Below are 26,266 nucleotides of genomic sequence, written 5' to 3' on the forward strand. Positions count from 1 at the left end.
GCACCTGAGCAACGCCCCTCCAGCAATGATTAAAAACCCGGCTCTCAGCCCACCCGCGCCATGCAATGCTCGATCAACGCCTCAAGCTCGCGCTGATAATCCTGCATGAACGACTCCATGGTGCTGGCCCGATAACGCTGGGTGCTGTAGATGCAACGCAGCGCCAACTGACCGTCGTACACCTGGCCGACAACCTCCAGCCAGTTGCCCAGATTGGCCTGCAGACTGTAGTTGTCGCCGGTTTCTTCCAGCGCCGGCACCAGCAACGCTTGCTCGTCGAAGCTCTGGTCGAACTGCCCCAGATAGTTGAACGTCACCCGTGCCTGCGGCAGGTCGGCCAATTGGCGGGCCAGTTGCGGGCCGGCCAGATGACGCAATACGCCGTAGCCGATGCCCTTCTGCGGGATGGCCGCCAACTGCGCCTGCACGTTGATGATCGACGCACCGATGTCCGCGCTGTCGGGGGTGAGCCGGACCGGGAACATGCTGGTGAACCAGCCCAGGCTGCGACTCAGGTCGATGCTCTCGAACAGGTCTTCGCGGCCGTGCCCTTCCAGCAAAATCAGCGCCGACGGCTGTTCGCTCCAACGACACAACGCCCGGCTCAGGGCCGACAACAGCAAATCGTTGATCTGCGTGCGATAGACCGCCGGCGCCTGCTTGAGCAACTGCTCGGTGTGCTCGCGGGACAACTTGAGCCGCGCCTGAGCCTGGTGACGCACCTGATTCTTGCCGCGACGGTTGTCGCACGGCAGGTAGACGCTCGGCTGATCCAGTTGCCCCAGCCAGTAACCCAATTCCTGCTCGGCAATCACCGGCGCCTGCGCCTGCAGGGCTTCGGCAAATGCGCGATAGCTGCTGGTGCGGATCGGCAGTTGCGGTTCGATACCCATCACGCAAGCCTCGTAGGCCACCTTCAAGTCATCGAGCAAAATCCGCCATGACACGGTGTCGACCACCAGATGGTGGATGACCATCAACAGCCGCGCCTGGCCGTCCGGCAAGGCGATGTGCACCACACGCCAGGCCGGTCCGGCGTCGAGTTTGAGGCTGCGCTGAGTCAGGTTGGCCAAGGCTTCGACCTGCTCACTGCTCTCGACTTCACGGCGCCACAGCACCGGCTCGCGGCGCTCGGTCGCTGCGGCATAGCGCTGCAACCAGCGCCCGCCTTCCTGACAGAAGCGCAGGCGCAAGGTGTCGTGGTGGTTTTCGATCCAGCCCAGTGCCTGTTCCAAAGCATCCAGATCCAGCGTCTGACGCGCACTCAGCAAAAACGACTGGTTGTAGTGATGAGACTCGGCCATGCCTTCGGCAAAGAACCACTCCTGAATCGGCAGCAGATTGAACAACCCTTCACTGGCCACATGGGTGAGGTCCACCGACGGTTGCACGGTGCCCGCCTTCACCACGTCCTGTTCGACGATGCCGGCGATGGTCTGGTAGCGCATCAAATCGCGCAGCTTGAGTTCCATCTGCAGGGTCGGGTGGTTCCTGACCCGGGAAATCACTTGCAGGCTCAGGATCGAGTCGCCGCCCAGTTCGAAGAAGTTGTCGCTGATACCGACCTGCTCCACCTGCAACACCTGCGACCAGATCTGCGCCAGCAACTGTTCCTGCTGATTGCGCGGGGCAACGTATTCCTCGCTTTTGAACTCCGGCTCGGGCAATGCCTTGCGGTCGAGCTTGCCGTTGGGGGTGATCGGGAAGGCACTGAGGCAAACGATCTGCGCCGGCACCATGTATTCAGGCAAGGTGCTGCGCAGACCGGCCTTGAGTTCATCGCCCAGCTCCTGCCCAGCATCGGTGACGACGTAACCGATCAGTTGCTTGCCGGAAGCGTTGTCCCGGGCGATCACCAAGGCGTCGCTGACCTGCGCCAGTTGCCGCAGGCTGGCCTCGACTTCACCGAGCTCGATGCGGAACCCGCGCACTTTGACCTGATGGTCGATGCGACCGACGTAATCGACCACGCCGTCCTGGCGCAAGCGCACCAGGTCGCCGGACCGGTACAACCGCTCGCCACTGGCAAACGGATTGGGCACAAAGCGTTCGCAGGTCAAGTCTGGCCGACCGTGATAACCACGGGCAACCCCGTAGCCACCGATGTACAACTCGCCGGCAAAACCGGGCGGCAGCGGATTCAGTTCTTCATCCAGCACATACAGCGAACGCGCGCCCACCGCCCGGCCGATCGGCGCATAAGCCGCTTCACACTGCTGGCTCACCGGCACTTTCCACAGCATCGGGGTGACCACGGTTTCTGTCGGGCCGTAGCCGTTGGTGAAGTACTCGGGACGCAGCGCCGCCTTGACCTGTTCAAAGGTCTGGTCCGGCACCGCATCGCCGCCGAAGCAATAGATGCGCACCGGTGGCGGCGCGATGCCGCTGGCCGCGGCGTACTCGGCCAATTGCTTGAGGTAGGCCGGCGGGAAGCAGGCGATGGTCACGCCGTACTCGTGCAGCGCCTGGTAGGTCTGCTCCGGCGTCCACAGGCAACCGTCGCGCACCACCAGCCGGCCGCCGCTGTACAGCGTACTCAACCAGCGCTCATGAGCACCGTCGAAGGCGAACGACATGAAGTGCAGCTCGCAGCTGCGGGTGTCCATTTCATACAGTTTGGCGATGGCCTGACAGTGCATGCTCAGGGGTCCCTGGGTAACCGCCACGCCTTTTGGTCGCCCGGTGGAACCCGAGGTGTAAACCAGATAAGCCAGCCCTTGCTCCAGCACGCGACGCACCGGCGCCTCATCGCCATAGCGGGATTCGTCGAGGTGATCCAATTCAAGGCGCAACAGGCCCTCGGGCGCTGGTAACGTCGTTCGCAGGCTGCTCTGGGTCAGCAGCAGCGCCATGCCGGAATCTTCGATCATGTACGCCAGACGCTCCGGCGGATAATCGATGTCCAGCGGCACATACGCCGCGCCGCTTTTGAGCACGGCGAGGAAGCTGACGACCATTTCCAGCGAACGCGGCAACGCCACGCCGATCACCACTTCCGGCCCCGCGCCATGCTCGATCAAGCAGTGGGCCAGACGATTGGCCCGGCGTTCCAGCTCGCCGTAGCTCAGGCTCAGCCCGGCACATTGCACCGCAATGGCCTCAGGCTGAGTCAGTGCGTGTCGGCTGATCAGCTCCGGCAACAGCTGTGGCTGATGATCCGCTGGCGGTTCGGCGCTCCAGGTCTGCATCGCTTGCCATTGCTCGAGCGAAAGGCGCTGCAGGTTCCCCAAGCGTTCGTCAGGCGCGCGCATCATTGCCTCAAGGGTGTTTTCCAGGGTCAGGCGAATTCCTTCCACCGCCTCGGCACTGAAGTGGCTGCGCAGGTACAGGTATTCAATCGACAGTTCGTCGCCGAGCGTCACCGCCAAGTCCATCGGCACGTTCGTCACGTCATGGCCGATGGATTTGCCGAAGCTCAGGCCGGTATCGTTGTCCTCTTGCAGGCGGTCGTCGATCGGGTAGTTCTCGAACACGATGATGCTGTCGAACAGCGCCTGCCCGCCCAGGCCGGACCAGCGTTGCACGTCCGCCAACGGTGCCTGGGAATGGTCGCGGATATCCAGGTTGTAAGCCTGGATCCGGTTCAGCCAGTCGGCCAGAGGCTGATCCGGTTCCAGCGTCTGAATGATCGGCAAGGTGTTGATGAACAGACCCAGCATGTTGCCGACATTGGGCAAACTCTCGGGACGCCCGGACACCGTGGCACCAAAGGTCACGGTGTTTTTCCCGGTGTAGCGCTGCAACAGCAGCAACCATGCGCCCTGGATCAACGTGTTCGGCGTAATCCGCAGATCGCGGCAGAACTGCAGCAGACGACCGGTCTGTTGCGCGTCCCAATGGGAGTAGATGGCATCATGGCCGGGTTCATCGGACACATGCCGTGGATGGATGGCCTGGCTCAACGCCGTCGCCTCGTTGACCGGGGCCAGCCGGGCTTTCCAGAACAGCTCCCGGGCGTCCTGGTCCTGGGCTTGCAACCAGGCAATGAAGTCGCGGTAGCGGCCGTTCTCAGCGCTGATTTCACCCTTGGCGTAGTGCTGGATCACCTCACCAAACAGCCGCGAGCTGCTCCAGCCGTCCATCAGGATGTGGTGACTGGTCCAGACCATTTGATACTGATCTTCGGTGCTGCGAATCAACAACACTCGCTGCAGTGGCGCATGGGTCAGCTCGAAGCCTCGCGCGCGGTCCTCAGCCGCCCGCGCGGCGATGTCCGCCTCGCTGGCGTCGCGATCGCGCCAGTCGAGCACCTGCAAATCGAGCGTCGCCTGACGCTGGACAATTTGCAGCGGTTTGGCCAAGCCATCGTGCCAATGGAAGCTGGTGCGCAGGATGGCCTGACGCTCGATGACCGCCTCCCAGGCCTTGCGGAAACGCTCAACATCCAGACCGCCCACCGGCAAACTGATCTGATTGACGTACAGGCTCGAACCATTGTCCGACAAGGTGTGGAACAGCATGCCCTCTTGCATCGGCGACAGCGGATAAATGTCTTCGATCCGGGACGGGGCTACCGGCAAGGCGTCCAGTCGGGCCTGATCCAGATGCGCCAACGGGAAGTCCGACGGCGTGACGCCGTGGCTGTCCGGCTGGCAGCAATGCTCGATCAGCAGCTCCAGTTCCCGGGCGTACTCCTCGGCCAGGCGTTCGATGGTCGAGGCATTGAACATGTGCGTGCTGAAAGACCAGCCGACACTCAACTCGCCACCGTACACTTGGCCATTGAGCGTCAGCCAGTTACCCAGCAGCGCATCGTGACTGTGCTCTGCGCCCTTGACCTCATCGGCCGGCACAAACAAGGCACCGCTCTGGCTATCGAAGCTGCCATCGAACTGGCCCAGGTAGTTGAAGGTGATACGCGGTGTCGGCAGGGTCCGCAGCGACGCCTGGCAAGCCTCGTCACCCAGATAACGCAGCACACCGTAACCAATGCCACGATCCGGAATCGCGCGCAGTTGCTCCTTGATTTGCTTGATCGAGCCGGCCAGCGCCTGGGTCGGGGTCAATTTGACCGGGAACAGGCTGGTGAACCAGCCTACTGTGCGGGTCAGATCGAGGCCGTCGAACACATCTTCACGACCATGGCCTTCAAGCTGAATCAGCACCGACGACTGTTCGCTCCAACGGGCGATCACCCGTGCCAGCGCCGTCAGCAACAGGTCGTTGACCTGTGTGCGGTAAGCCGCCGGGGTCTGTTGCAGCAGTCGTCGGGTCAGGGTCGGGTTCAGGCGACTGTAAAGCGTCAAGGCATGGCGGCTCTGCAGGCTGCCCTGGGGGTTATCTTGCGGCAGCGGCGCGCCGTCCGAGCGCTGCGCCTGCCAGTAAGGCAGTTGTCCAAGCAGCGATTCACTGCGGGCGTGACGCTGCAATTGCTCCGCCCAATGCTTGAAGGACGTGGTCTTGGCCGCCAATGCCAACGGTTCGCCGGCCAGTAACTGGCGGTAGCTGCCCTGCAAATCCTCCAGCAGGATCCGCCACGACACACCATCGACCACCAGGTGATGAACGATCAACAACAAGCGCTGTTCGCCCTCAGGCAAATCGAACAACACCGCGCGCAACAACGGGCCTTGTTGCAGATCCAGGCTGCGTTGGGCTTGTTCGGCGACACGTTCCAGGTGGGCGGCATCACTGACCGATTCCAGCCACAACGGTGACTGGCGCTGTTGTTCCACGGTCCGATAGCTCGCAGACCAGCTGCCTGGGGTTTGTGTAAAGCCCAGGCGCAGGCCGTCGTGATGATCGATCAGCGCGTGCAAGGCCTGCTCTAGCGGCGCGGCCACCAGAGGGTTCAACGGTTTGAGCAGCACCGACTGATTCCAGTGATGACGCTGCGGCAAGGGTTGTTCGAAGAACCATTGCTGAATCGGCAGCAACGGCGTCTCACCTGTCACCGGGCCTTGATCGGTTGGCGCCAGGGCTTTGCCGAGCTGCGCGACAGTGGCCAGCCCCTGGACGGTCTGCTGCTGGAACAGATCCTTGGGCGTGAAGCTGATTCCCTGCTGACGCGCCCGGCTCACCACCTGAATGGAGATGATCGAGTCGCCGCCCAGGGTGAAGAAGTTGTCGGTCAGGCCGACCCGCTCGAGTTTCAGAATGTCCTGCCAGATCCCGGCAATCTGCTGTTCCAGCGCGGTGCGCGGTGCCACGTAATCGCGCTGCAGCTGGTTGGCGTCCGGGGTCGGCAAGGCCTTGCGGTCGAGTTTGCCGTTGGGGGTCAGCGGCAACTGTTCGATGAACAACCATTGCGCCGGCACCATGTAATCCGGCAGATGCGCCTTGAGTCCGGCCTTGAGCGCTTCGTTCAGATCGTCCTGCTGTTGCGGGCTCAGGTCTGACTGCGCCGGCACCACATAAGCCACCAGTTGCTGACCGATATGGCCTTCCACCGCCAGCACCACACCTTCGCGCACGCTGTCGTGGGCCAGCAGGCGCGCTTCGATTTCACCCAGTTCGATACGGAACCCGCGCACCTTGACCTGATGGTCGATGCGGCCGACGTATTCGATCACACCGTCTTCACGCAAACGGGTGAGGTCGCCGGTGCGGTACATCCGCTCACCATTGCTGGCCAGCGGGTTGGGCACAAAGCGCTCGGCGGTCAGGCCCGGGCGGAACAGATAGCCACGGGTAATACCGTCGCCGGCCAGGTACAACTCGGCCGCAACGCCAATCGGCGCGGCCTGCAACTGGTCATCGAGCAAGTGCGCGGTGGTGTTCACCAGCGGCCGGCCGATGTTCGCCTGGCCGCCGGCTTCGCGGCGGGTGCAGGTCGAATAGGTGGTGTCTTCCGACGGCCCGTACAAATCGTAAACGTGCTCGACCGAAGTCTCGCGGTACAGCGTGTCCACCAGACCTTGTTTGAGCGGTTCACCCGCAAGATTGATGATGCGCACACCTGAAGGGATCTGCCCGGCGCGCTGCAACGCCGCGATGGCCGACGGCACGGTGTTGATCAGGCGCACCTGATCGCGCTCCGGCAGGTCCGGCAATTCCAGGGCGTTGCGCGCCATGATGATCGAACCGCCGCGGGCCAGGGTGACGAAAATCTCCCACACCGACAGGTCGAAGCACACCGAAGTCGAGGCCAGCACGCCTTGCAGCTCCTCCTTGCTGTACACCTCGTGCGACCAGTAAATCAACGCCTGCACGTTGCAATGAGCAATCGCCACGCCTTTCGGTTTACCAGTGGAACCGGAGGTATAAATCACATAAGCCAGGTTGGCAGAATCAATCCCGCCCTCAAGGTTGTGCGGCGCGACGTCGGCGAAGGCCTGACCGCCCGCCTCGACCCACACCACTTGAGCTTGGGTCTCGGGCAACTGCGACAGCAAGTGCGGCTGGGTCAGCAACACCCGCGCCTGACTGTCGTCGAGCATGTAGGCCACGCGATCCGCCGGGTAGTCCGGGTCCAGCGGCACGTAAGTGCCACCGGCCTTGAGCACCGCCATCAGGGCAATCACCAACTCGGCGGAACGGGGCATCGCCACGCCCACGCGGATTTCCGCGCCGACACCCAGCGTTTGCAGATGACGGGCCAATTGGTTGGCGCGGCGATTGAGTTCGGCATACGTCAGCTCGGCACCGGCATGGCGCAAGGCGATTGCCTGTGGCCGCGCTTCGACCTGGGCTTCAAAGCCTTGATGGATCAAGGCTTGGGCCGGGTACGCGGCGTGATGGTCATTCCATTCCGCCAGAGTGCGCAGCTCGGTCGCCGGTAACAAGCCGATCTCGCCCAGCGAGCGTTGCGGTGCGTCGAGGAATTGGCGCAGCACTTCTTCCAGGTGAGCGGCCAGGCCGACAATGCTGCGCTCGGCGAAGTGCTCGGTGAGGTAGTTGAAGTCCAGGCTCAGTACTTCGCCGGCACCGGCGATCAGCGTCAGGCCGTAGTTGGTTTGCTCACGGTGTTCGAGACCGCTGAAACGCAAGCCGCCCGGATTGGCCTCCAGGGTGTCGGACACCGGGTAGTTTTCGAACACCAGCAAGGTGTCGAACAACGCTTCGCCGTTGAGCGCGGCCAGGCGTTGAATGTCTTGCAACGGCGTCTGTTCGTAATCGCGCAGCAGCAGGTTTTTATCCTGCACGCTGCGCACCCAGTCGCTGACACTGCAGGTCGCTTGCGGGCTGGCGATCACCGGCAGGGTATTGATGAACAGGCCCAACTGTTGCTCGATACCCGGCAGGTCCACCGGGCGACCGGACACCGTCGCGCCAAACGCGACGCTGCTCTGCCCGGTGTAGCGCTGCAACACCAGCAGCCACGCGGCTTGCACCAAACTGTTGAGCGTCACCTGTTGCTGACGCGAGAAACCGTTGAGGCGCTGGGTGAAGGCTGCGTCAAAGGTCAGCTTATGCACGCCTTTGCCGGGGCCGGGCACGGTTTGCCCGTGGCAGGCCGAGGCCAACCGCGTCGGTTCGTCCAGTTCGGCCAATTGCCCGCGCCAGAAGGCTTGCGCCGCGCCCTTGTCCTGGCGTTGCAGCCAGGCCAGGAAGTCGCGATAACGGCCCTGCGCACTCGGCACCGGATGCCCGGCGTAATCCTGCAGCACTTCGCCAAACATCCGTGAGTTGCTCCAGCCGTCCATGAGAATGTGGTGGCAGGTGAAGATCAGGCGATGACGGTCATCGGCGGTGCGCAGCAGGCACAGGCGCAGCAACGGCGGATTCTGCAAATCAAAACCGCGTTCGCGATCGGCCAAGGCACGAGCCTCAAGCACGGCTTGCAAGTCCGGCTCGGCGCGTACATCCACTTCCGGCATTTCCAGGGTCAGCTGGCGATAGATCACTTGCAGCGGTGTATCGAGGCCGTCGCGGCCCCAGATGAAACCGGCGCGCAGCACTTCATGACGATCCACTACCCGCTGCCACGCTTGCTGGAAACGCGGCACATCCAGACCGTCGATATCCAGCAGCATTTGATAGACGTAAGCGCTGGCATCGGCGTCGTACAGGCTGTGGAACAGAATCCCCTGCTGCATCGGCGCCAGCGGGTAAATGTCCTCGATCCGCTGCGCCGCAATCGGCAAACTGTCCAGATGCGTTTGGGACAACCCGGCCAATGGCACGTCGGAAGGGGTCAGGCCGCCGCTCGGATGGCTCAGGCAATGGTCGATCAACTCGCCCAGCGCAACTTCATAAGCGCGGGCCAGGGCGTTGATGGTCGCCTCTTCGAACACGTCACCGCTGTAGGTCCAGGTCAGGCTCAATTGCCCTTGGTAGACACGACCGTCGATGGTCAGCCAGTTGCTCATCGGCGCCTGTTCATCCTGCCCGGCGCCCTTGTCTTCGGTGGCCGGCACCCACAGGGCGCCTTCGTCGAAGTTGTTATCGAACTGCCCCAGGTAGTTGAAGGTCACCTTGGGTTGGGACAAGCCGCTCAGGGCTGCCTGCGCAGCGTCGCTGCCCAGATACCGCAGCAAGCCAAAGCCGATGCCTTTGTTCGGGATCGAGCGCAGTTGTTCCTTGATGCCCTTGATGGACGCTTCGAGGCTGGCCTGCGGAGTGAGGCGCACCGGGAACATGCTGGTGAACCAGCCCACGGTACGGCTCAGGTCGAGGTCGTCGAACAGGTCTTCGCGGCCATGCCCTTCGAGCTGCACCAAAGCGCTGTCGGAGGCGGTCCACTCACACAGCACTCGGGCCAGCGCGGTCAACAGCAAATCGTTGACCTGAGTGCGATACACCGCCGGTGCCTGTTGCAGCAATTGCCGAGTGCGCTCGGCATCCAGACGCGTATCGACGCTGCGCTCGAAACGGTTCTGCAGTTGTCCATCAGGGTTGTCCAGCGGCAAGTCCGCCTGCGCTTCAGCCAGTTGCCCGCGCCAGTAATCCAGCTCGGTTTCCAGCCCGGCGCTGCGCGCATAACCTTGCAGGCGTTCGCCCCAATCCTTGAACGCCGTGGTCTTGGCCGGCAGGCGCACTGGCGTGCCGGTGCTCAGTTGCTGATAAGCGGTTTGCAGGTCTTCCAGCAGAATCCGCCACGACACACCATCGACCACCAAATGATGGATCACCAACAGCAGTCGCTGGCTGGCGTCGGGCAAATCCACCAATACAGCACGGATCAACGGGCCGTCGCTCAGGTTCAGGCTGCGTTGCAACTCCAGGCACAGCGCCGGCAAGGCCTCGCTGTCTGGCAAAGAAACGGTGCGCAGCAGTGCATTCGGCTGATCGACGGCGGCATGCTCCTGCGCCCAGTCACCGGCGGTTTGGCGATAGCGCAGACGCAAGGCATCGTGATGCCGGTGCAGGTGTTCCAGGGCCTGCTCCAGCGCAGCCGCTTGCAGTGGCTCGGCCGGGGTTAGCAGGATCGACTGGTTCCAGTGCTGACGCTGAGGAATCTCGGTGGCGAAAAAGTACTGTTGAATCGGGGTCAGCACGGCAGCGCCAAGCACATCACCTTGCATCGCCTGCACCGCATCGCTCTGCTGTGCGACGGTGGCCAGGCGTTGTACGGTCTGGTGCTGGAAGATGTCCTTGGGCGAAAAGCGGATGCCCGCCTGACGCGCCCGGCTGACGACCTGAATCGAGATGATCGAATCGCCGCCCAGTTCGAAGAAGTTGTCGTTGAGCCCCACTCGCTCGACTTTCAACACGTCCTGCCAGATCTCGGCCAAACGCTGTTCGAGTTCGCTGCGCGGTGCCGCGTAAGCCTCTTGCACCAGGCTCACATCGGGGTTGGGCAGTTGCTTGCGATCGAGTTTGCCATTGGCCGTCAGCGGCAGGCGGTCGAGGAACACCCAGCTGACCGGCACCATGTAGTCCGGCAGGGTTTCACGCAATTGCGCCTTGATCGAATCGCGCAAGCCGGCATGGGCATCAGCGTCCAGTGGCTCGCGCGGTACGATCCACGCGGCCAGTTGCTGACCACTGAGCCCTTCGACCGCCAGCACCACGGCTTCACGCACCGCGTCATGGTTGAGCAATTGGGTTTCGATTTCCCCCAGCTCGATACGGAAACCGCGAATCTTCACCTGATGGTCGATACGGCCGATGTACTCGATCACACCGTCGCCGCGCAGCCGCGCCAGGTCGCCGGTGCGGTACAAGCGTTCGCCGGCCACAGGGTTGAACGGATCCGGGACGAAACGGGTGGCGCTCATGCCCGGCTGGTTCAGGTACCCCCGCGCAAGCCCGGCCCCGGCGATGTACAACTCGCCGATGCACCCTTGGGGCACCAGGTTCAGCGCGTCATCGAGCAAGTACCACGACAGGTCGACAATCGGCTGGCCGATCGGGCTGCTGTGGGTCTGCTGCAAGTCCGCCATGGACAGCGGACGGTAGGTCACATGCACGGTGGTTTCGGTGATGCCGTACATGTTGATCAGGGTCGGCGCGCGGTCGCCGAAACGCTCGAACCAGGGACGCAGGCTCTGCACTTCCAGCGCTTCGCCGCCAAACACCACGTAACGCAACGAATGGTTGCGCGACGAGGCGCTGGCCACCTGCATCAGCGGTTTGAACGCCGACGGCGTCTGGTTCAGAACGGTGACTTGTTCATCACAGAGCAAGGTGTAGAACTCTTCCGGCGAGCGGGTGACGTCGTGGGGCACCACCACCAGTTTGCCGCCGTGGAGCAGCGCGCCGAAGATTTCCCAGACCGAGAAATCGAACGCGTACGAATGGAACAGGGTCCAGCTGTCCTCGGGGCCGAAACCGAACCAGTGATCGGTGGCACTGAACAGGCGAATGACATTGCCATGGGGCAGCAACGCGCCTTTGGGCTTGCCAGTGGAACCAGAGGTGTAAATCACATACGCGAGGTTGTCCGCGGTGGTGCGGCAAGGAGGGTTGGTCGTGCTGCTTTCCTGTAGCGGTTGATTCAGGTCCAGACAGGCCAGCCCCGATGGAATTGGCAGCTGCGCCAACAGGTGGCCCTGGGTCAGCAACAGCTCGATCCCGCTGTCCTCGATCATGTAGCGCAAACGGTCGTCGGGGTAGCTCGGGTCCAGCGGCACATAAGCGCCACCGGCCTTCAGCACGGCGACAATGGCGACGATCATGTCCAGCGAACGCTCAACCGCCACGCCAACCCGCACATCGGGGCCGACGCCACGGGCGATCAGCTGATGCGCCCATTGGTTGGCCCGGTGATTGAGTTCGGCATACGTCAGCCGTTGCCCGGCGTACACCACCGCTGGCGCATCCGCATGACGCTCGGCCTGAGCCTCGATCAACTGATGAATGCACTGGCTGACCGGGTGCGCCACCGGGCTCGGGTTCCAGTGCGCGAGGAGTTGTTGTTGCTGCGCGTCATCAAGCACCGGCAGTTGGGCAATGCGCTGGGTCGGGTCCTGAACGATCGCCCGCAGCAGGTTGCGCCAGTGCTGCGCCAGACGCTCGATGGTCGCAGGCTCGAACAAATCGGTGGCGTATTTGAGCACCGCTTCAATGCCATGGGCCTGTTCGGTGGTGTTCAGTACCAGATCGAACTGCGCGGTTGCGCTTTGCCATTCCAGCGGTTCGATGCTCAAGCCATTCAACCGCGTCTCGACACTGATCCGGCTCTCGGCCTGGTGATTGAACATTACCTGGAACAACGGGCTGTGACTCAGGCTGCGGCCTGGCTCCAGGGCTTCCACCAGCTGTTCGAACGGCAGGTCCTGATGTGCCTGGGCTTCCTGGGCGGTTTGCCGAACCTGGCGCAGCAGATCGACGAAGCTGGCTTGCCCGTCGACGTCCGCCTTGAGCACCTGAGTGTTGACGAAGAAGCCGATCAGACGCTCGATTTCCACGCGTCCGCGGTTGGCCACCGGCACACCGACGCGGATGTCGGCCTGGCCGCTGTAGCGGTGCAACAAGGCCTGGAACGAGGCGAGCAACAGCACAAACAGCGTGACGTTTTCCCGTCGGGCAAAAGCCTTGAGACTGTCGCTCAGCGCCGGGTCCAGAATCAGGTTATGGCTGGCCCCGGTAAAGCTCTGTTCCACCGGACGCGCGCGGTCAGTGGGCAGCTCCAGCACCGGTTGCTCGCCGCCGAGCTTGTGTTGCCAGTAGGCCAGTTGACGTTCCTGTTCGCCGGCCTCCATCCACTGCCGCTGCCACAGGGCGTAGTCGGCGTATTGAATCGGCAAGGCCGGCAGCCCGGCGTCATGCCCGAGGTTGAAACCGGCATACAACTGCACCAGTTCCTCGATCATCACCTGCAACGACCAACCGTCCGACACGATGTGGTGCAGGGTCAGCACCAGCACGTGATCATGCGGGGTGACTTGCAGCAGGGCCGCGCGCAACAGCGGGCCGGTCTGCAAATCGAAAGCTTGCTGGCTCTGGGTCTGGACGAAGGCCTGGATCGACGCCTGCGGTTTTACCGCCAGTTCAGGGCTCAGCTCGTGAGAATCCAGGGTAAACGATCCTGCTGGCAGGATCGTTTGCAAGGGTTGCCCGGCGTCTTGAGTGAACACAGTGCGCAAGGTTTCGTGACGTTCGATCAGCGCCTGGACGCTGCGCTGCAACGCGGCCACATCCAGCGGGCCCTGCAAGCGCAGGGCCGTCGGAATGTTGTAAGCCGCGCTGTGCGGCGCCCATTGCCAGAGAAACCACTGGCGCTGTTGAGCGTAAGACAACAACAACGGTTCTTCAGCCGTGCGCTTGAAAACCGGGGCAATGTCAAAAAGGTTGACGCCTTTCTGCTTGAGCAGAACCGCCAGAGCCTTTCTTTGCTTAGCCGAAAGTTGTCCTACCGACTCGATTAACTCTTGCACGCGTTGTTCCCCTCAAGAAATCAGTTTTTCCAGATCATCGAGGGATAGACGTTTGAGGGCCTCCAGGGATTTAGCCAATTCGTCCTGAACCGGCGATAATTCGACGCGCAACGCTTCGATGCGGGTGCAGAACGCTTGCAGGGTGTCGGCTTCGAACAGTTCCTTGAGCGGCACCTTGTCACCCAGGCGCTCCTTGATCCGGGTCACCACCAACGTCGCCAGCAACGAATGCCCGCCCAACTGGAAGAAGTTGTCCGTCAGGCCCACGCGCTCGACTTCCAGCACCTCCTGCCAGACGGTCGCCACTTCCCATTGCAGATCGGTGCGCGGCGCTTCGTAACGCTGCAGCGTCGGATTGCCGCCCAGCGCCATCAGGGCCTTGCGGTCGAGCTTGCCATTGGGGGTCAGCGGCAGCGTGTCGATCACATGCAGATGGCTCGGCACCATGTGCGCCGGTAAACGACTGGCCAACGCCGCGCGCAGGGTTTCCACCAACGATAAATTGCCCAGCTGGCTCGCTACGACGTAGGCATGCAGATGTTTGCCCGCCGCGCCCTCCTGCGCCAGCACCACGGCTTCGCGCACCTCGGGCTGTTCCAGCAATCGGGCTTCGATCTCGCTCAGTTCGATGCGGAAGCCGCGAATCTTCACCTGATGGTCGGCACGACCGATGTACTCAATCGTGTCGTCAGGCCCCTGGCGCACCAGATCGCCGGTGCGATACAACCGCTCACCATGGGTGGCGAACGGGTCCGGCACGAAGCGTTCAGCGGTCAGGCCGGGACGCAGCAGATAACCTCGGGTCACACCGGAACCGGCCAGGTACAACTCGGCCGCCAGCCCTGTCGGCAACACCTGCAACTGGCTGTCGAGCAGGTAGGCCACGGTGTTGTCCAGCGGCCGCCCGATGTTCGCCCGGCCGTTGGCGGTGCGCAGGGTAAAGGTCGAATAGGTGGTGTCTTCCGACGGCCCGTACAGGTCATAAACCTGCTTGACCGACGTGCTGGCGTACAGCGTATCGACCAGCGTCTGCTTGAGCGGCTCGCCGGCCAGATTGATGGTGGTGACCGACGCCGGAATCTGCCCGGCCCGTTGCAGCGCGGCAATCGCCGACGGCACGGTATTGATCAGCGTCACACGCTCACGGGCCGGCAACTCGGACAGCGCCAGGGCGTTATCCGCCAGCACCATGCAACCGCCGCTGGCCAACGTGACAAAAATCTCCCACACCGACAGGTCGAAGCAAATCGAAGTCGAGGCCAGCACGCCACGCAGCTGCTCATCGCGGTAAACACCCTGCGACCACTGGATCAGCGCCGCGAGGTTAGCGTGGGTGATCGCCACGCCTTTGGGCTTGCCGGTGGAGCCGGAGGTGTAAATGACGTAGGCCAGGTTCTGCGCAACGATGCGGCTGACCGGTGCCGTGGACGGATACCCGGCGAGCCATTCGGCGCCCTCTTCGACCAACAGCACTTGAGACGGCAACGCTTCGGGCAACATCGCCTGCAACGCCGCTTCGGTCAGCAGCACTGCCGCGCAACTGTCCTCGAGCATGTGCAGCAAGCGCTCTTGCGGATACTCCGGGTCCAGCGGCACGTAGGCACCGCCGGCCTTGAGGATCGCGAGCAGCCCGACCAGCATGTCCGGTGTGCGGCGCATGCACACGCCAACCCGCACTTCCGGCCCGACGCCCAGCGCTTGCAGCTTGTGCGCCAGTCGATTGGCCCGGGCGTCGAGGGTGCGGTAATCGAGGGTCTGCTCAGCAAACAGCACCGCCGCTGCTTGCGGCTGACGCTGTACCTGCGCGTCAATCCGTTCGACCACGCTGCGCGAATCCAGCGCCGTGACCGCAGCCTTGCCCCAGTCGACAGCCGCTTGACGCGGTGCGCCGTCCAGCAGTTGCAACGCGCCCAAAGGCTGCGAAGCGTCCGCCATGAATTGCATCATCAAGCCTTCGAGCTGGGTGCTCAGGTTGGCGATGGTGGCGTGATCGAAACAGGCCTGATCGAAGCTCAAGCCCAAGGTCAACTCACGACCGGTGACCGCCACCAGCGTCAGCGGATAATTGGTCTGCTCCTGACGCGAGAGGGTGGAAAACTCGAGCCCGGTGGCAGAGTCTTGGGCCAGCGCTTCGGCCATCGGGTAGTTCTCGAACACCAGAATACTGTCGAACAGCGCGCCCGCGCCCTGCCCCGCCCAGCGCTGAATATCGTATAGCGGCGTGTGCTCATGTTCGCGCAGGGCCAGGTTGAGGTTCTGCACCTGCTGAATCCACTGCCCGACCGGGATCTCGGCGGACGGCGAAGCCACCACCGGCAAGGTATTGATGAACAGGCCGATCTGCTGCTCGACGCCGGGCAAGTCCGTCGGGCGACCGGCCACAGTGGCGCCGAAAGCCACGGTGTCCTGGCCGGTATAGCGCTGCAACAGCACCAGCCACGCGGCTTGCATCAGGCTATTGAGGGTGACCTTCTGCTCGCGGGCGAAGCGGCTCAGGTCCTTGGTCTGTTGTTCGCTGAACACATGCTGGTAATCGGCATAACCGCCGACCAACGTCTGGCTGGCCGGCATGGCGCTGGCCAGGCGGGTCGGCACCTGAAGGTCAACCAATGCCGACGTCCAGAACTCGCGACTGGCCTGAACATCGCGCTGGCCCAGCCACTCTATGTAATCGCGATAGCGTCCCGGGGTCGCCGCCGGTGTCATGCCGGCATAGCGTTGCAACACCTCGCCGAACAACTGCGAGGTGCTCCAGCCATCCATCAATATGTGATGACTGGTATAGATCAAGTGATGCTGCGCTTCTCCGGTTTGCACCAGCAAGACTCGTAACAGCGGAGCCTGGTCCAGTTCGAAACCGGCGGTTAGATCCTCCTGGGCCAATTGATCGAGTGCTGCGTGAAGGTCATCATGACCACGCCCGTCCTGCACGGTCATGGGCATCTGCACCGTCTGCCTGACAATCTGCAACGCCGCGTCGGCGTCCTCGGGCCAGACGAATACCGTGCGCAGAATCTCATGAGCCTCCAGCGTCTGCTGCCAGGCCTGACGGAAACGCTCGGCGTCCAGCTGCCGCACATCAACCCGCAATTGATTGGTGTAGGCCGGGCCGTCCGGCTCGTTGAGGCTGTGGAACAGGATGCCCTGCTGCATCGGTGACAGCGGATAGAGATCGCTGATCTCCCGCGCAGGTACCGGTAGCGCCGACAGTTGCGCTTGCGTCAGGCGCACCAGATTGAAGTCCGACGGCGTGAACCCGGCATGCTCACCGGCACTGCAATGCTCGATCAGTCGTTCCAGCTCAAGGCAATAAGCATCGGCCAGCGCCTGAATGGTTTGCGGGCGGTACATGCCCTGGCCGAACGTCCAGCTCAATTCCAGCTCACCGCCGTAGACCTGGCCGTCGACACTTAGCCAATTGCCCAAGGGCGCATCTTCATTCTGATGCTCACCGGTGCTTTCGGCAGCCGGCACGAACAGCGCGCCATCAGCGCCACTGAATGCGCCGTCGAACTGGCCGAGGTAGTTGAATGTGATGCGCGGCGGCGGCAATTCACGTAGCGGTTCGAAGCCTGCGAGGTAGCGCAGCACGCCGTAGCCAATGCCTTTGCCCGGCACGGCTCGCAGTTGTTCCTTGATCGCGCATAGCGAAATGCCCGGCTCTGCCTGTGGGGTCAGTCGCACTGGAAACAGGCTGCTGAACCAACCCACGGTGCGACTCAAATCCAGATCGTCGAACAGGTCTTCGCGACCGTGGCCTTCGAGCTGGATCAGCACCGAATCCTGTTCGCTCCAGTCACACAGCACCCGCGCCAGGGCCGTCAGCAGCAGATCGTTGATCTGGGTGCGATAGGCGGCCGGTGCCACTTTGAGCAGTGCATGGGTCAGTGTTTTGTTCAGGCGCGAGGTGGCCCGAGCGGCTTGGCGGCGGGTCTGGACGGTCTCGTGGAAATCCCTCGGCAAGTCGCTGTTATCACCCTCCAGCGTGCGCTGCCAGTAGTTGCGCTCGGTCTTCAAAATATCGCTCTGCCCGTAACGGTGCAGGTGTTGCGCCCAGGTCTGGAGCGAACTGCTTTTGCCCGGCAGGACAATCGTCTTGCCTGCCGCTGACGCGGTATAGGCTTGCTGCAAATCTTCCAATAGCACCCGCCAGGACACGCCATCCACCACCAGATGATGGATCACCAGCAGCAAACGTTGTGTAGCGTCAGGCAGGTTCACCAGCACCGCGCGCACCAGCCGTCCCTGTTGCAGATCGAGACTGCGCTGCGCCTCGGTGGCCAGCGCGGGCAAATCGGCAAGGTCGTCCAGTGCCCGCACCCACAACAGGTCTGTGTGGCACTGCGCCTGAAATGTCGCCTGCCAAGTCTCGCCCGACGCCTGGAAACTCAGGTTCAGCGCGTCGTGCTGCTCGATCAGGGCGGCCAATGCGTTGCTTAGGTGGGACGCGTCGAGGGGGGATTGCGGCTGCAGCATCACCGACTGGTTCCAGTGGTGACGCTGGGGGATGTCAGTCTGGAAGAACCGAGCCAGGATCGGCAACAACGGCAACTCGCCGCTGATCTTTTGCGCGACGCTGGCCGGCGGTTTGCTCTCGATCAGTTTGGCGACTGCCGCCAACTGGCCGATGGTCTGCTTCTCGAACAGTTGTTTTGGGCTCAGCTTGATGCCTTGGCGTTTGGCCCGGGCGATGATTTGCAAGCTGAGAATCGAATCGCCGCCCAGCTCGAAGAAGTTGTCGGTACTGCCCACCTGTTCAAGCTTCAGGACATCGGCCCAGATGGCGGCGAGCTTCTGTTCGATCTCGCCCACCGGGGCAACAAATTGCTGCGTGACCAGCCCCGGCGTCGGCAAGGCACGCTTGTCCAGTTTGCCGTTGGCGGTCAGCGGCAGGCGCTCCAGAACAACAATCTGCGCCGGCACCATGTACTCCGGCAGACAGGCCTGTAACTGCTGACGCAAGGCGTCGACATTCAACGGCAGGTCAGGCGCGGCCACGCAGTACGCCACCAGTTGCAGGCGCGTTTCATCGCCATCCAGCGGCAAGGCCAGCACCGCGGCTTCGCTCACACCGCTCAGGCCCAGCAATACCCGGGCGACTTCCGCCGGCTCCACCCGATAGCCGCGCACTTTGACCTGGTCGTCGGCACGACCGATGAATTCCAGCGCCCCCTGACGATTGCGCCGCACCCGGTCACCGCTGCGGTACACCCGCGTGCCGACGGCGCCAAACGGAGCCGGCAGGAAGCGTTCGGCGGTCAGCCCCGGCTGTCCCAGATAACCCAACGCCACACTGTCGCCGCCGATGTACAGCTCGCCCGCCACCTGATCGGCGACCGCGTTGAACACATCGTCCAGCACGTACACATGCGCACCCGGCAACGGACGGCCGACCGGCACGCTGCGGGCACCCGAGTCGAGATCCTTGAGCTCATGGGTCAGCACGCCGACCGTGGTTTCACTCGGGCCATAGTGGTTGATGAACCGGCAGCCCGGCTTGAGTCGACGCACCTGTTCCAGCAATGCTGGCGAGCAGGCCTCGCCGCCCACGATCAGTGCGTGTTGCGGCAACACATCGGCGGCCCGGGACGCCTGCATCAGCGCCGCCAAATGCCCCGGCACGATCTTCAACACGCCCACTTGGTGCTCAGCCATGTAATCGGCAAACCGGTCCGGGTCGAAGCCCAATTCCTCCGGCAATACATGCAACAAGCGACCGGAGCACAAGGCGCCGAACAGCACGGTAAACCCCAGGTCCGCGGCAATGGTCGAGACCAGCGCCATGCTTGCCGCCGGCTCCAGCGCCAGACGTTCCAGCGCACCGCGCACGTAACTGGCCAGGGCGCCGTGGCTCACCAGCACGCCTTTGGGTTGGCCGGTGGAACCGGAGGTGTGAATCACATAGGCCGCCGCATCCGCCGACACGGTCAGCGAAGGCTTCGTCGTCGGCTGGTCTTGCCAGCGTTCGGGGGCGAAGCCCATCCCCTGGCAACCGGCGACCACCAGAGTGCTTTCCCGCGCATCGCCTGCGGCACACAGCAGGACCTTCGCCTGCGCGCCTGCGAGCATCTGCTGCAATCGCGCGGCCGGCGCCTTGACGTCGAGCGGCATGTACACCGCCCCGGCCTTGATCACCCCTAACACACAGGTCAGCCATTCCAGTGAGCGTTCCATCAGCACCGCCACTGGCTGCCCGTTTTGCACGCCTTGCGCTCGCAGGTAGTGGGCCAGGCGATTGGCGTCCTGATCCAGCGTATGGAAACTCAAGGTCCGCTCAAGGCAGCGTGCGGCCAGCGCCTCAGGCTGTGCGGTAACCTGACGATCCCATTGCTGCAACACCGACTCCGCCGGCTGCCGTGGCGTCAGCGCCGGTTGCACAGATGTGGTTGCAAGACGGTGCAGCGGCGTCTGCGGGGCGCTGAGCAATTCGCGGAACAAGCCGAGCAGCGTCGGGATAAACCCCTCGATGGTCGAGTGCTGGTACAGGTCACTGGCGTAAGTCATTTGCCCGTGGATCAGCGTGCCGTCATCGGTGATGTCCAGCGCCAGATCGAAGTGCGTGCCCTCTTTGTCCAGCGGATACTCGGTGACGTTCAGGCCCGGCAGGTTCATCGATCGCTGGGTCTGCATGCCGACGTTCTGGTTGAACTTGGCCTGGAACAAAGGGTTATGCCCCAGGGTTCGCTCGGGCACCAGTTCATCCACCAGTTGCTCGAAGGGCAGCTCCTGATGGGCCTGGGCACCGAACGACGCTTCCCGGACCCGGGCCAGCAAATCGTCGAAGCTGCCGCGCTCATCGACCAGGCAACGCAACACTTGAGTGTTGACGAAGAAGCCGATCAGCCCTTCGACCTCGGAGCGCCCACGGTTGGCGTTAGGCACGCCGACGCGGATATCGCGCTCGCCGCCAAGACGTGACAGGAACAACGAAAACCCCGCCAGCACCAGCATGAACAAGCTGATGCCCTGAGCCCGGGCAAACCCGTTCAACTGCCGGGACAGGTCCGCACCGAAATCAAAGCTCAAGGTCTGGCCCTCGAAACTCTGGGTCGGCGGCCGGGGGAAATCCGCCGCCACGTCCAACAACGGATGCTCTTCGCCCAACTGCTGACGCCAGTAATCGAGTTGCCGCTCACCCTCGCCAGCCTCTAGCCAGCGGCGCTGCCAGATCGCGTAGTCGGCGTACTGCAACGGCAACGCCGGCAATTGCGGTTCGCGCTCCAGGCTGAAGGCCTGATAGCACTGCACGAATTCCTTGACCATGACGTCCATCGACCAGCCATCGGAGACGATGTGGTGCATGCTCACGATCAGCACATATTCATCGTCCGCCAGACGGAACAGACTGGCCCGCAGCAATGGCCCATGGAGCAAATCGAACGGTTGCGCGGCCGCTTCCTGAACCCGCCGCGCCAGCTCGGTTTCACGTTCTTGCACGGCGACGTTCGACAGATCGACGCGTTGCAGTGGAACGCTCTGCTGGTTGAGGATGATCTGGCTCGGCTGGTCATTGTCGGTCTGGAACACCGTGCGCAGCACTTCATGGCGCGCCACCAGATGATCGAAGGAACGCAGCAACGCTGCCTCGTTCAGCTGCCCGTGCAAGCGCAGGCCGGCAGCCATGTTGTACGCGGCGCTCTGCGGGTCGAGCTGCCAGAGAAACAGCAAGCGCTGCTGGGCAAACGAGAGCGGGATCACCGCGCAGTCGTGACGACTGACCGGCAGCGGCAGCAGGCTGAAGTCCTTGCCCTCCTCGCGCAACTTGACGAGAAACAGTCGACGTTGCTCCAGCGGCAAACCGACGAACCTTTTAGCGATACGCTCCGCCATAGTGCCGCTCATGCTTCTACTCCCTCCAAAGAACTCATGAACTGATCCATGTCGGACCAGTCGTTATCGCTTGCACCGTCTGCCAGCGCAGCCAACTCCCGCGCCAGATCGCCCAGCAGCGGTGTCTCGAACAGACTGCGCAATGGCAGCACCACGCCCAACTGGCTTTTGATCCGCGCAATCACTTGTGCGGCCAGCAACGAATGCCCGCCCAACTCAAAGAAATGGTCATCGACACCGACCCCAGGCACCTGCAGCACCTCGATCCAGATCTGCGCCAGCGCCTGTTCGGTGGCGGTTTGCGGGGCGCGATAGTTGCTCTGCAATTGGCTCGGATCGGGGATCGGCAAGGCTTTACGGTCGAGTTTGCCGCTGGGGGTCAGGGGCAGACGCGGCAACAGCAGCAAGTGGCCGGGCACCATGTAGTCCGGCAGGTTCTTCTGCAGCGAGGCGCGGATTTGCTGGCGCAGAATCGCCTGCTCCGCCGCGCTGTCGAGCACGCTCTGATCGACGACCAGATACGCCACCAGTTGCGCGCCATTGTTCAAGGGCAAGGTCAGAGACAAGGCCAGCACCACCGCCTCACGAATCCCCGGGCATTGCTGCAACCGCGATTCGATTTCTCCCAACTCAATGCGGAACCCGCGAATTTTCACTTGGTGATCGACGCGACCGATGTACTCCACCGCGCCGTCGCCCCGCAGCCGGGCACGGTCGCCGGTGCGGTACAGGCGTTCGCCGACCGCGAACGGATCGGCAATAAACCGCTGGGCACTGAGCGTCGGCTGCCGGTGATAACCACGGGCCAGGCCCGGTCCGCCGATGTACAACTCGCCCACCGCCCCTTGCGGCAGCAGGTTCAAATCATCGTCGAGCACGTACAGCCGGCGTTGCTCCAGGCCGTGACCGATCGGTATGCCGCGCCACGACACCGCCTCGGCGGTCAATGCGCTGCAATCGTGGAGGGTCGAAACCACCGTCGCCTCGGTCGGGCCGTAGGTGTTGAGCAAACGCACATGACCCAATCCGGCGCGTTGCCACAAGCGCAGCCCGTCCACCGCCATCGCCTCGCCGCCCACATGAATCTGGCGCAAGGCACCGAAGTGGGCAGGCGGGTTGGCCGCATAATCCTGCACCACCGAATACCAGTAAGCGGCCGGCAAATCCGCCAGGGTAATGCCCTGTCCTACGATCACCTGATGCAAGGTCGCACTGTCCCACAGGCCCGCATCGCGCAGGACGACGCAGGCGCCATGGCACAGCGGCGGGAAGAATTGCTCGACGAAACCGTCAAAACTGCTGGTGGCGAATTGCAGCACGCGATCGCCTTCGCGCAAATCGCTGTAGTCGATCGCCCGCGCGATGAATTCGCTCAACGCGCCGTGGCTGACAGCCACGCCCTTCGGCCGGCCGGTGGAGCCGGAGGTGTAAATCACGTACGCGAGGTTCTGCGGATCTACCGTCACTTGCAGGTTGTCCTGGCTCGCCGCGTCGCCGTCCGGAAGTCGATCCAGGCAAAGGCAATCGATGCCATCGAGCGTCGGCAGGCTGCTCAGCAGCGGGCTCTCGGTCAGCAACAGTTTCAGCCCGCTGTCATCGAGCACATGGCGCAAGCGTTCGGCCGGGGTGTGCGGGTCCAGCGGCACATAGGCGCCGCCGGCCTTGAGTACGGCCAGCAACGCCACGGCCAGTTCCAGCGAGCGACCCAACGCCACACCGACTAGCACATCGGGACCGACACCTTTGGCGCGTAACTGATGGGCCAGACGATTGCTGCGAACATTCAATTCGGCATAGCTGAGTGAGGGCGACTGATCGCCAGCGAGGATCACGGCGCTGGTGTCGGGAGTGCGTGCGGCCTGAGCCTCGAATAGCTGCGGCATGCCGGGCAGCGGCGCCGGAATGGCGACGGGTTGAATCAAGCGCTCGCGCTCATCCGCGCCGAGCATCGCCACCTCGCCCAGCGGTTGTTGCGGATCACGGCAGACCGACACCAGCACGTTGTGCCAATGCTCGGCCAACGCGGCGATGGTTTGTGCGTCGAACAGGTCGGTGGCGTAGGTGAACGCCGCGAACAGTTGCTCGCCCTCCTCTCGGGTGTCGAGCATCAGGTCGCTGGTGGCCGCATGCTGACGCCCGCTGCCGGCCAGTTGCTGTTCACTCAGATAGTCGACCTGCAAACCGCAATCGAGCCGCACGTCCTGCAAATCGGTCACCAATGGCTGGTGATTGAACATCACCTGAAACAACGGATTGTGGCTTTGGCTGCGAACCGGTTGCAGGGCTTCGATCAACGCGTCGAACGGCAGCTCCTGATGGGCCTGGGCGCCAAGCGCCGCTTGTCGCAGGCTCTGCAGCAGGTCGCTGAAACGGGTCTGCGGGGTGACCTCGCTGCGCAGGATCTGGGTATTGACGAAGAAGCCGATCAAGCCTTCGGTTTCACTGCGAGTGCGGTTGGCGATCAAGCCGCCGACGCGGATGTCGGTCTGGCCGCTGTAGCGGTGCAGCAAGGTTTTGAAGGCAGCCAGCAACACCACGAACAGCGTCACGCCTTGGCGCTGGGCGAGGGTTTTCAGCTCTTGGCGCAAGGCTCCATTGATGACTTTTTCCAGGCGCGCGCCCTGGTGGCTGGACTGGGCCGGATAGCCACGGTCGGTGGGCAATTCGAGGATCGGATGCTCTTCGCCCAACTGCGTGCGCCAGTAATCGAGCTGACGCTCGCGCTCTCCGGCTTCCAGCCAACTGCGCTGCCACAGGGCGTAGTCGCGGTAGTGCACGGTCAATTCCGGCAAGGTCGGTTGCCGCCCCGCCACCAACCCGTCGTAGGTGCGCATGAACTCGTCGATCAGAATGTTCATCGACCAACCATCGGCAATGATGTGATGCAGCGTCAGCAGCAGCACGTGTTCCTGTTCGGCCAGACGCAACAGGCGAAGGCTCAGCAGTGGCCCCTGTTGCAAGTCGAACGCCTGAGTGGCTTCAGCCATCATGTGCTGTTGCGCCTGCGGCCAGCGCCGCTCTTCAGGCAAGGCACTCAGGTCGTTGATCGCCAGTGTCAGGTCACGGGGTTCGGCCACCCGCTGGAACGCACGCTCGCCCTTCTGGCCGAAGGTGGTGCGCAGGCACTCATGACGCGCCACCAACAGACTGAACGCGCGCTCAAGCGCATCGGTTTGCAGCGCACCGTTCAGGCGCACCGCCATCGGCAGATTATAGGCCGCGCTCTGCGGATCCAGCTGCCAGAGAAACCACATCCGCTGCTGGGCATAGGACAGGCCGTCACGCTCGTCGACCCCGACGCAGGAGGTCATGGGAAGCTGCGCAAAATCGATGCCTTCGCGGGCCATGCCGGCCAGAAACAAGCGGCGCTTGTCCTGCGGCAGTTCGATAAAGCGGCGGGCGAGTTTCTGTGCGTCTGCGGCATTCATGCATTGGGTCCTTGCTGATCGGCGGCGTGACCAGGAGGCCCGGTCGTATCAACAAGAACGAATGGCTGACGCGATGATTTAGCGGTACCGACAAACGTGGGCCCAACGGTTAATGCCGGTCGGTTAAGGTGCGTAACTAATGTGGGAGCGAGCCTGCTCGCGATGACGGTGGTACATTCAGCCTCAATGTTGACTGATGCGCCGCTATCGCGAGCAGGCTCGCTCCCACATGGATTGCGCTTGAAACGCCGAAGCCGGTGCAAGACCGGCTTCGGCGATTGGTGTGTCAGTAACTGATGAAAATCAGCGCGCGTCCTGGGAATGCCCTTCGGCCATCGCGACGATCACCTTGCGCTTGCCTTCGAAGGGCGCGCGGGCATGGGCCGAGAGCATGTTGTCGAGCATCAGCACATCGCCCTCCTGCCAGGGGAAACTGATGGCGCAATCATCGAGCACCGCGCGAATTTCACTGAGCACCTCATCTTCGATAGGCGAGCCATCGCCGTAGTAGACGTTACGCGGCAGGTCTTCCTCGTCGACGATGTCCAGCAGGGTTTCGCGCACCTCCGGCTGAAGGTTGGAAATGTGGAACAGGTGAGCCTGATTGAACCAGACCCTGTCGCCGGTCACCGGATGACGCGCCACGGCCTGACAGGTCTGGCGGGTGCGCAGTTCTCCGTCGTCCTTCCACTCGCAAATGATGCCGTGGGCCTTGCAGTAGGCCTCGGCCACCTCGCGGTCTTCGGTGTTGAACACTTGCTCCCAAGCCACGTCCAGCCCGTTCCCGAAATTGCGCACGTACATCAGGCCCTTGCTGACGAAGCGCTCGCGAATCGCGACCGGCATGCGGCGATAGACTTCCCGGCTGTCGGCAATCGGCGTTTCACCGCCCGAGGTAGCGACGATCATGCTGTAGAACCAGATTTTCATCGGCCAGTCCCGGGAGTAGGCCTGCTCGTTGTGCAACGGAATGCTTTGATGCGCCGGGTATTCGGTGGAGGTGTAGACCCCCTGAGTGACGTTGGTCCGCGGCGTCGAGCCGAACTCGTAATTGAGCAGCGGATGGCCGAAGCCGGCGGCGAATTGGCGGAACTGCTCGGCGCCATCCAGCTGGAACCCGCGAAACAGAATGCCGCCATCACGCAGCAAATGCTCATCCACCAATTCATTTAATTCATCGAACACTGCCAACAGGCTGGTATTCGGCTCGGTCGCTTCCACCAACAACGGCAAGCGACCCCGCGCCGGCAGCAACGGCCGAACGGCAAAACCCACAGCAACACCCATGACGGGCCTCCTGTTAAC

4 protein-coding genes are annotated in these 26,266 nt (G+C 62.8%); all 4 read right to left on the reverse strand.

What is annotated here, in order from left to right; genetic code table 11:
- Nucleotides 1-44 precede the first annotated feature (44 nt).
- Entirely contained in the window at nt 45-13,607 is a 13,563-nt protein-coding gene (locus ACYZT2_RS19825; RefSeq protein WP_461973186.1) for a non-ribosomal peptide synthase/polyketide synthase, read from the reverse strand.
- A gap of 108 nt (nt 13,608-13,715) precedes the next feature.
- A complete protein-coding gene (locus tag ACYZT2_RS19830; protein ID WP_461966640.1) occupies nt 13,716-21,545 on the reverse strand; it encodes an amino acid adenylation domain-containing protein in 7,830 nt (2,609 codons plus the stop codon).
- The gene (locus ACYZT2_RS19835) at nt 21,542-24,961 is read right to left on the reverse strand and encodes an amino acid adenylation domain-containing protein (protein WP_461966642.1); all 3,420 of its coding nucleotides are present in this window, start codon (nt 24,959-24,961) and stop codon (nt 21,542-21,544) included. Before ACYZT2_RS19835 ends, ACYZT2_RS19830 begins: the two co-directional genes overlap by 4 nt.
- 303 nt (nt 24,962-25,264) lie before the next feature.
- The gene (locus ACYZT2_RS19840; RefSeq protein ID WP_461966644.1) at nt 25,265-26,248 is read right to left on the reverse strand and encodes a TauD/TfdA family dioxygenase; all 984 of its coding nucleotides are present in this window, start codon (nt 26,246-26,248) and stop codon (nt 25,265-25,267) included.
- Between the last annotated feature and the right edge of the window lie 18 nt (nt 26,249-26,266).

Source organism: Pseudomonas sp. MDT1-85 (assembly GCF_054898065.1).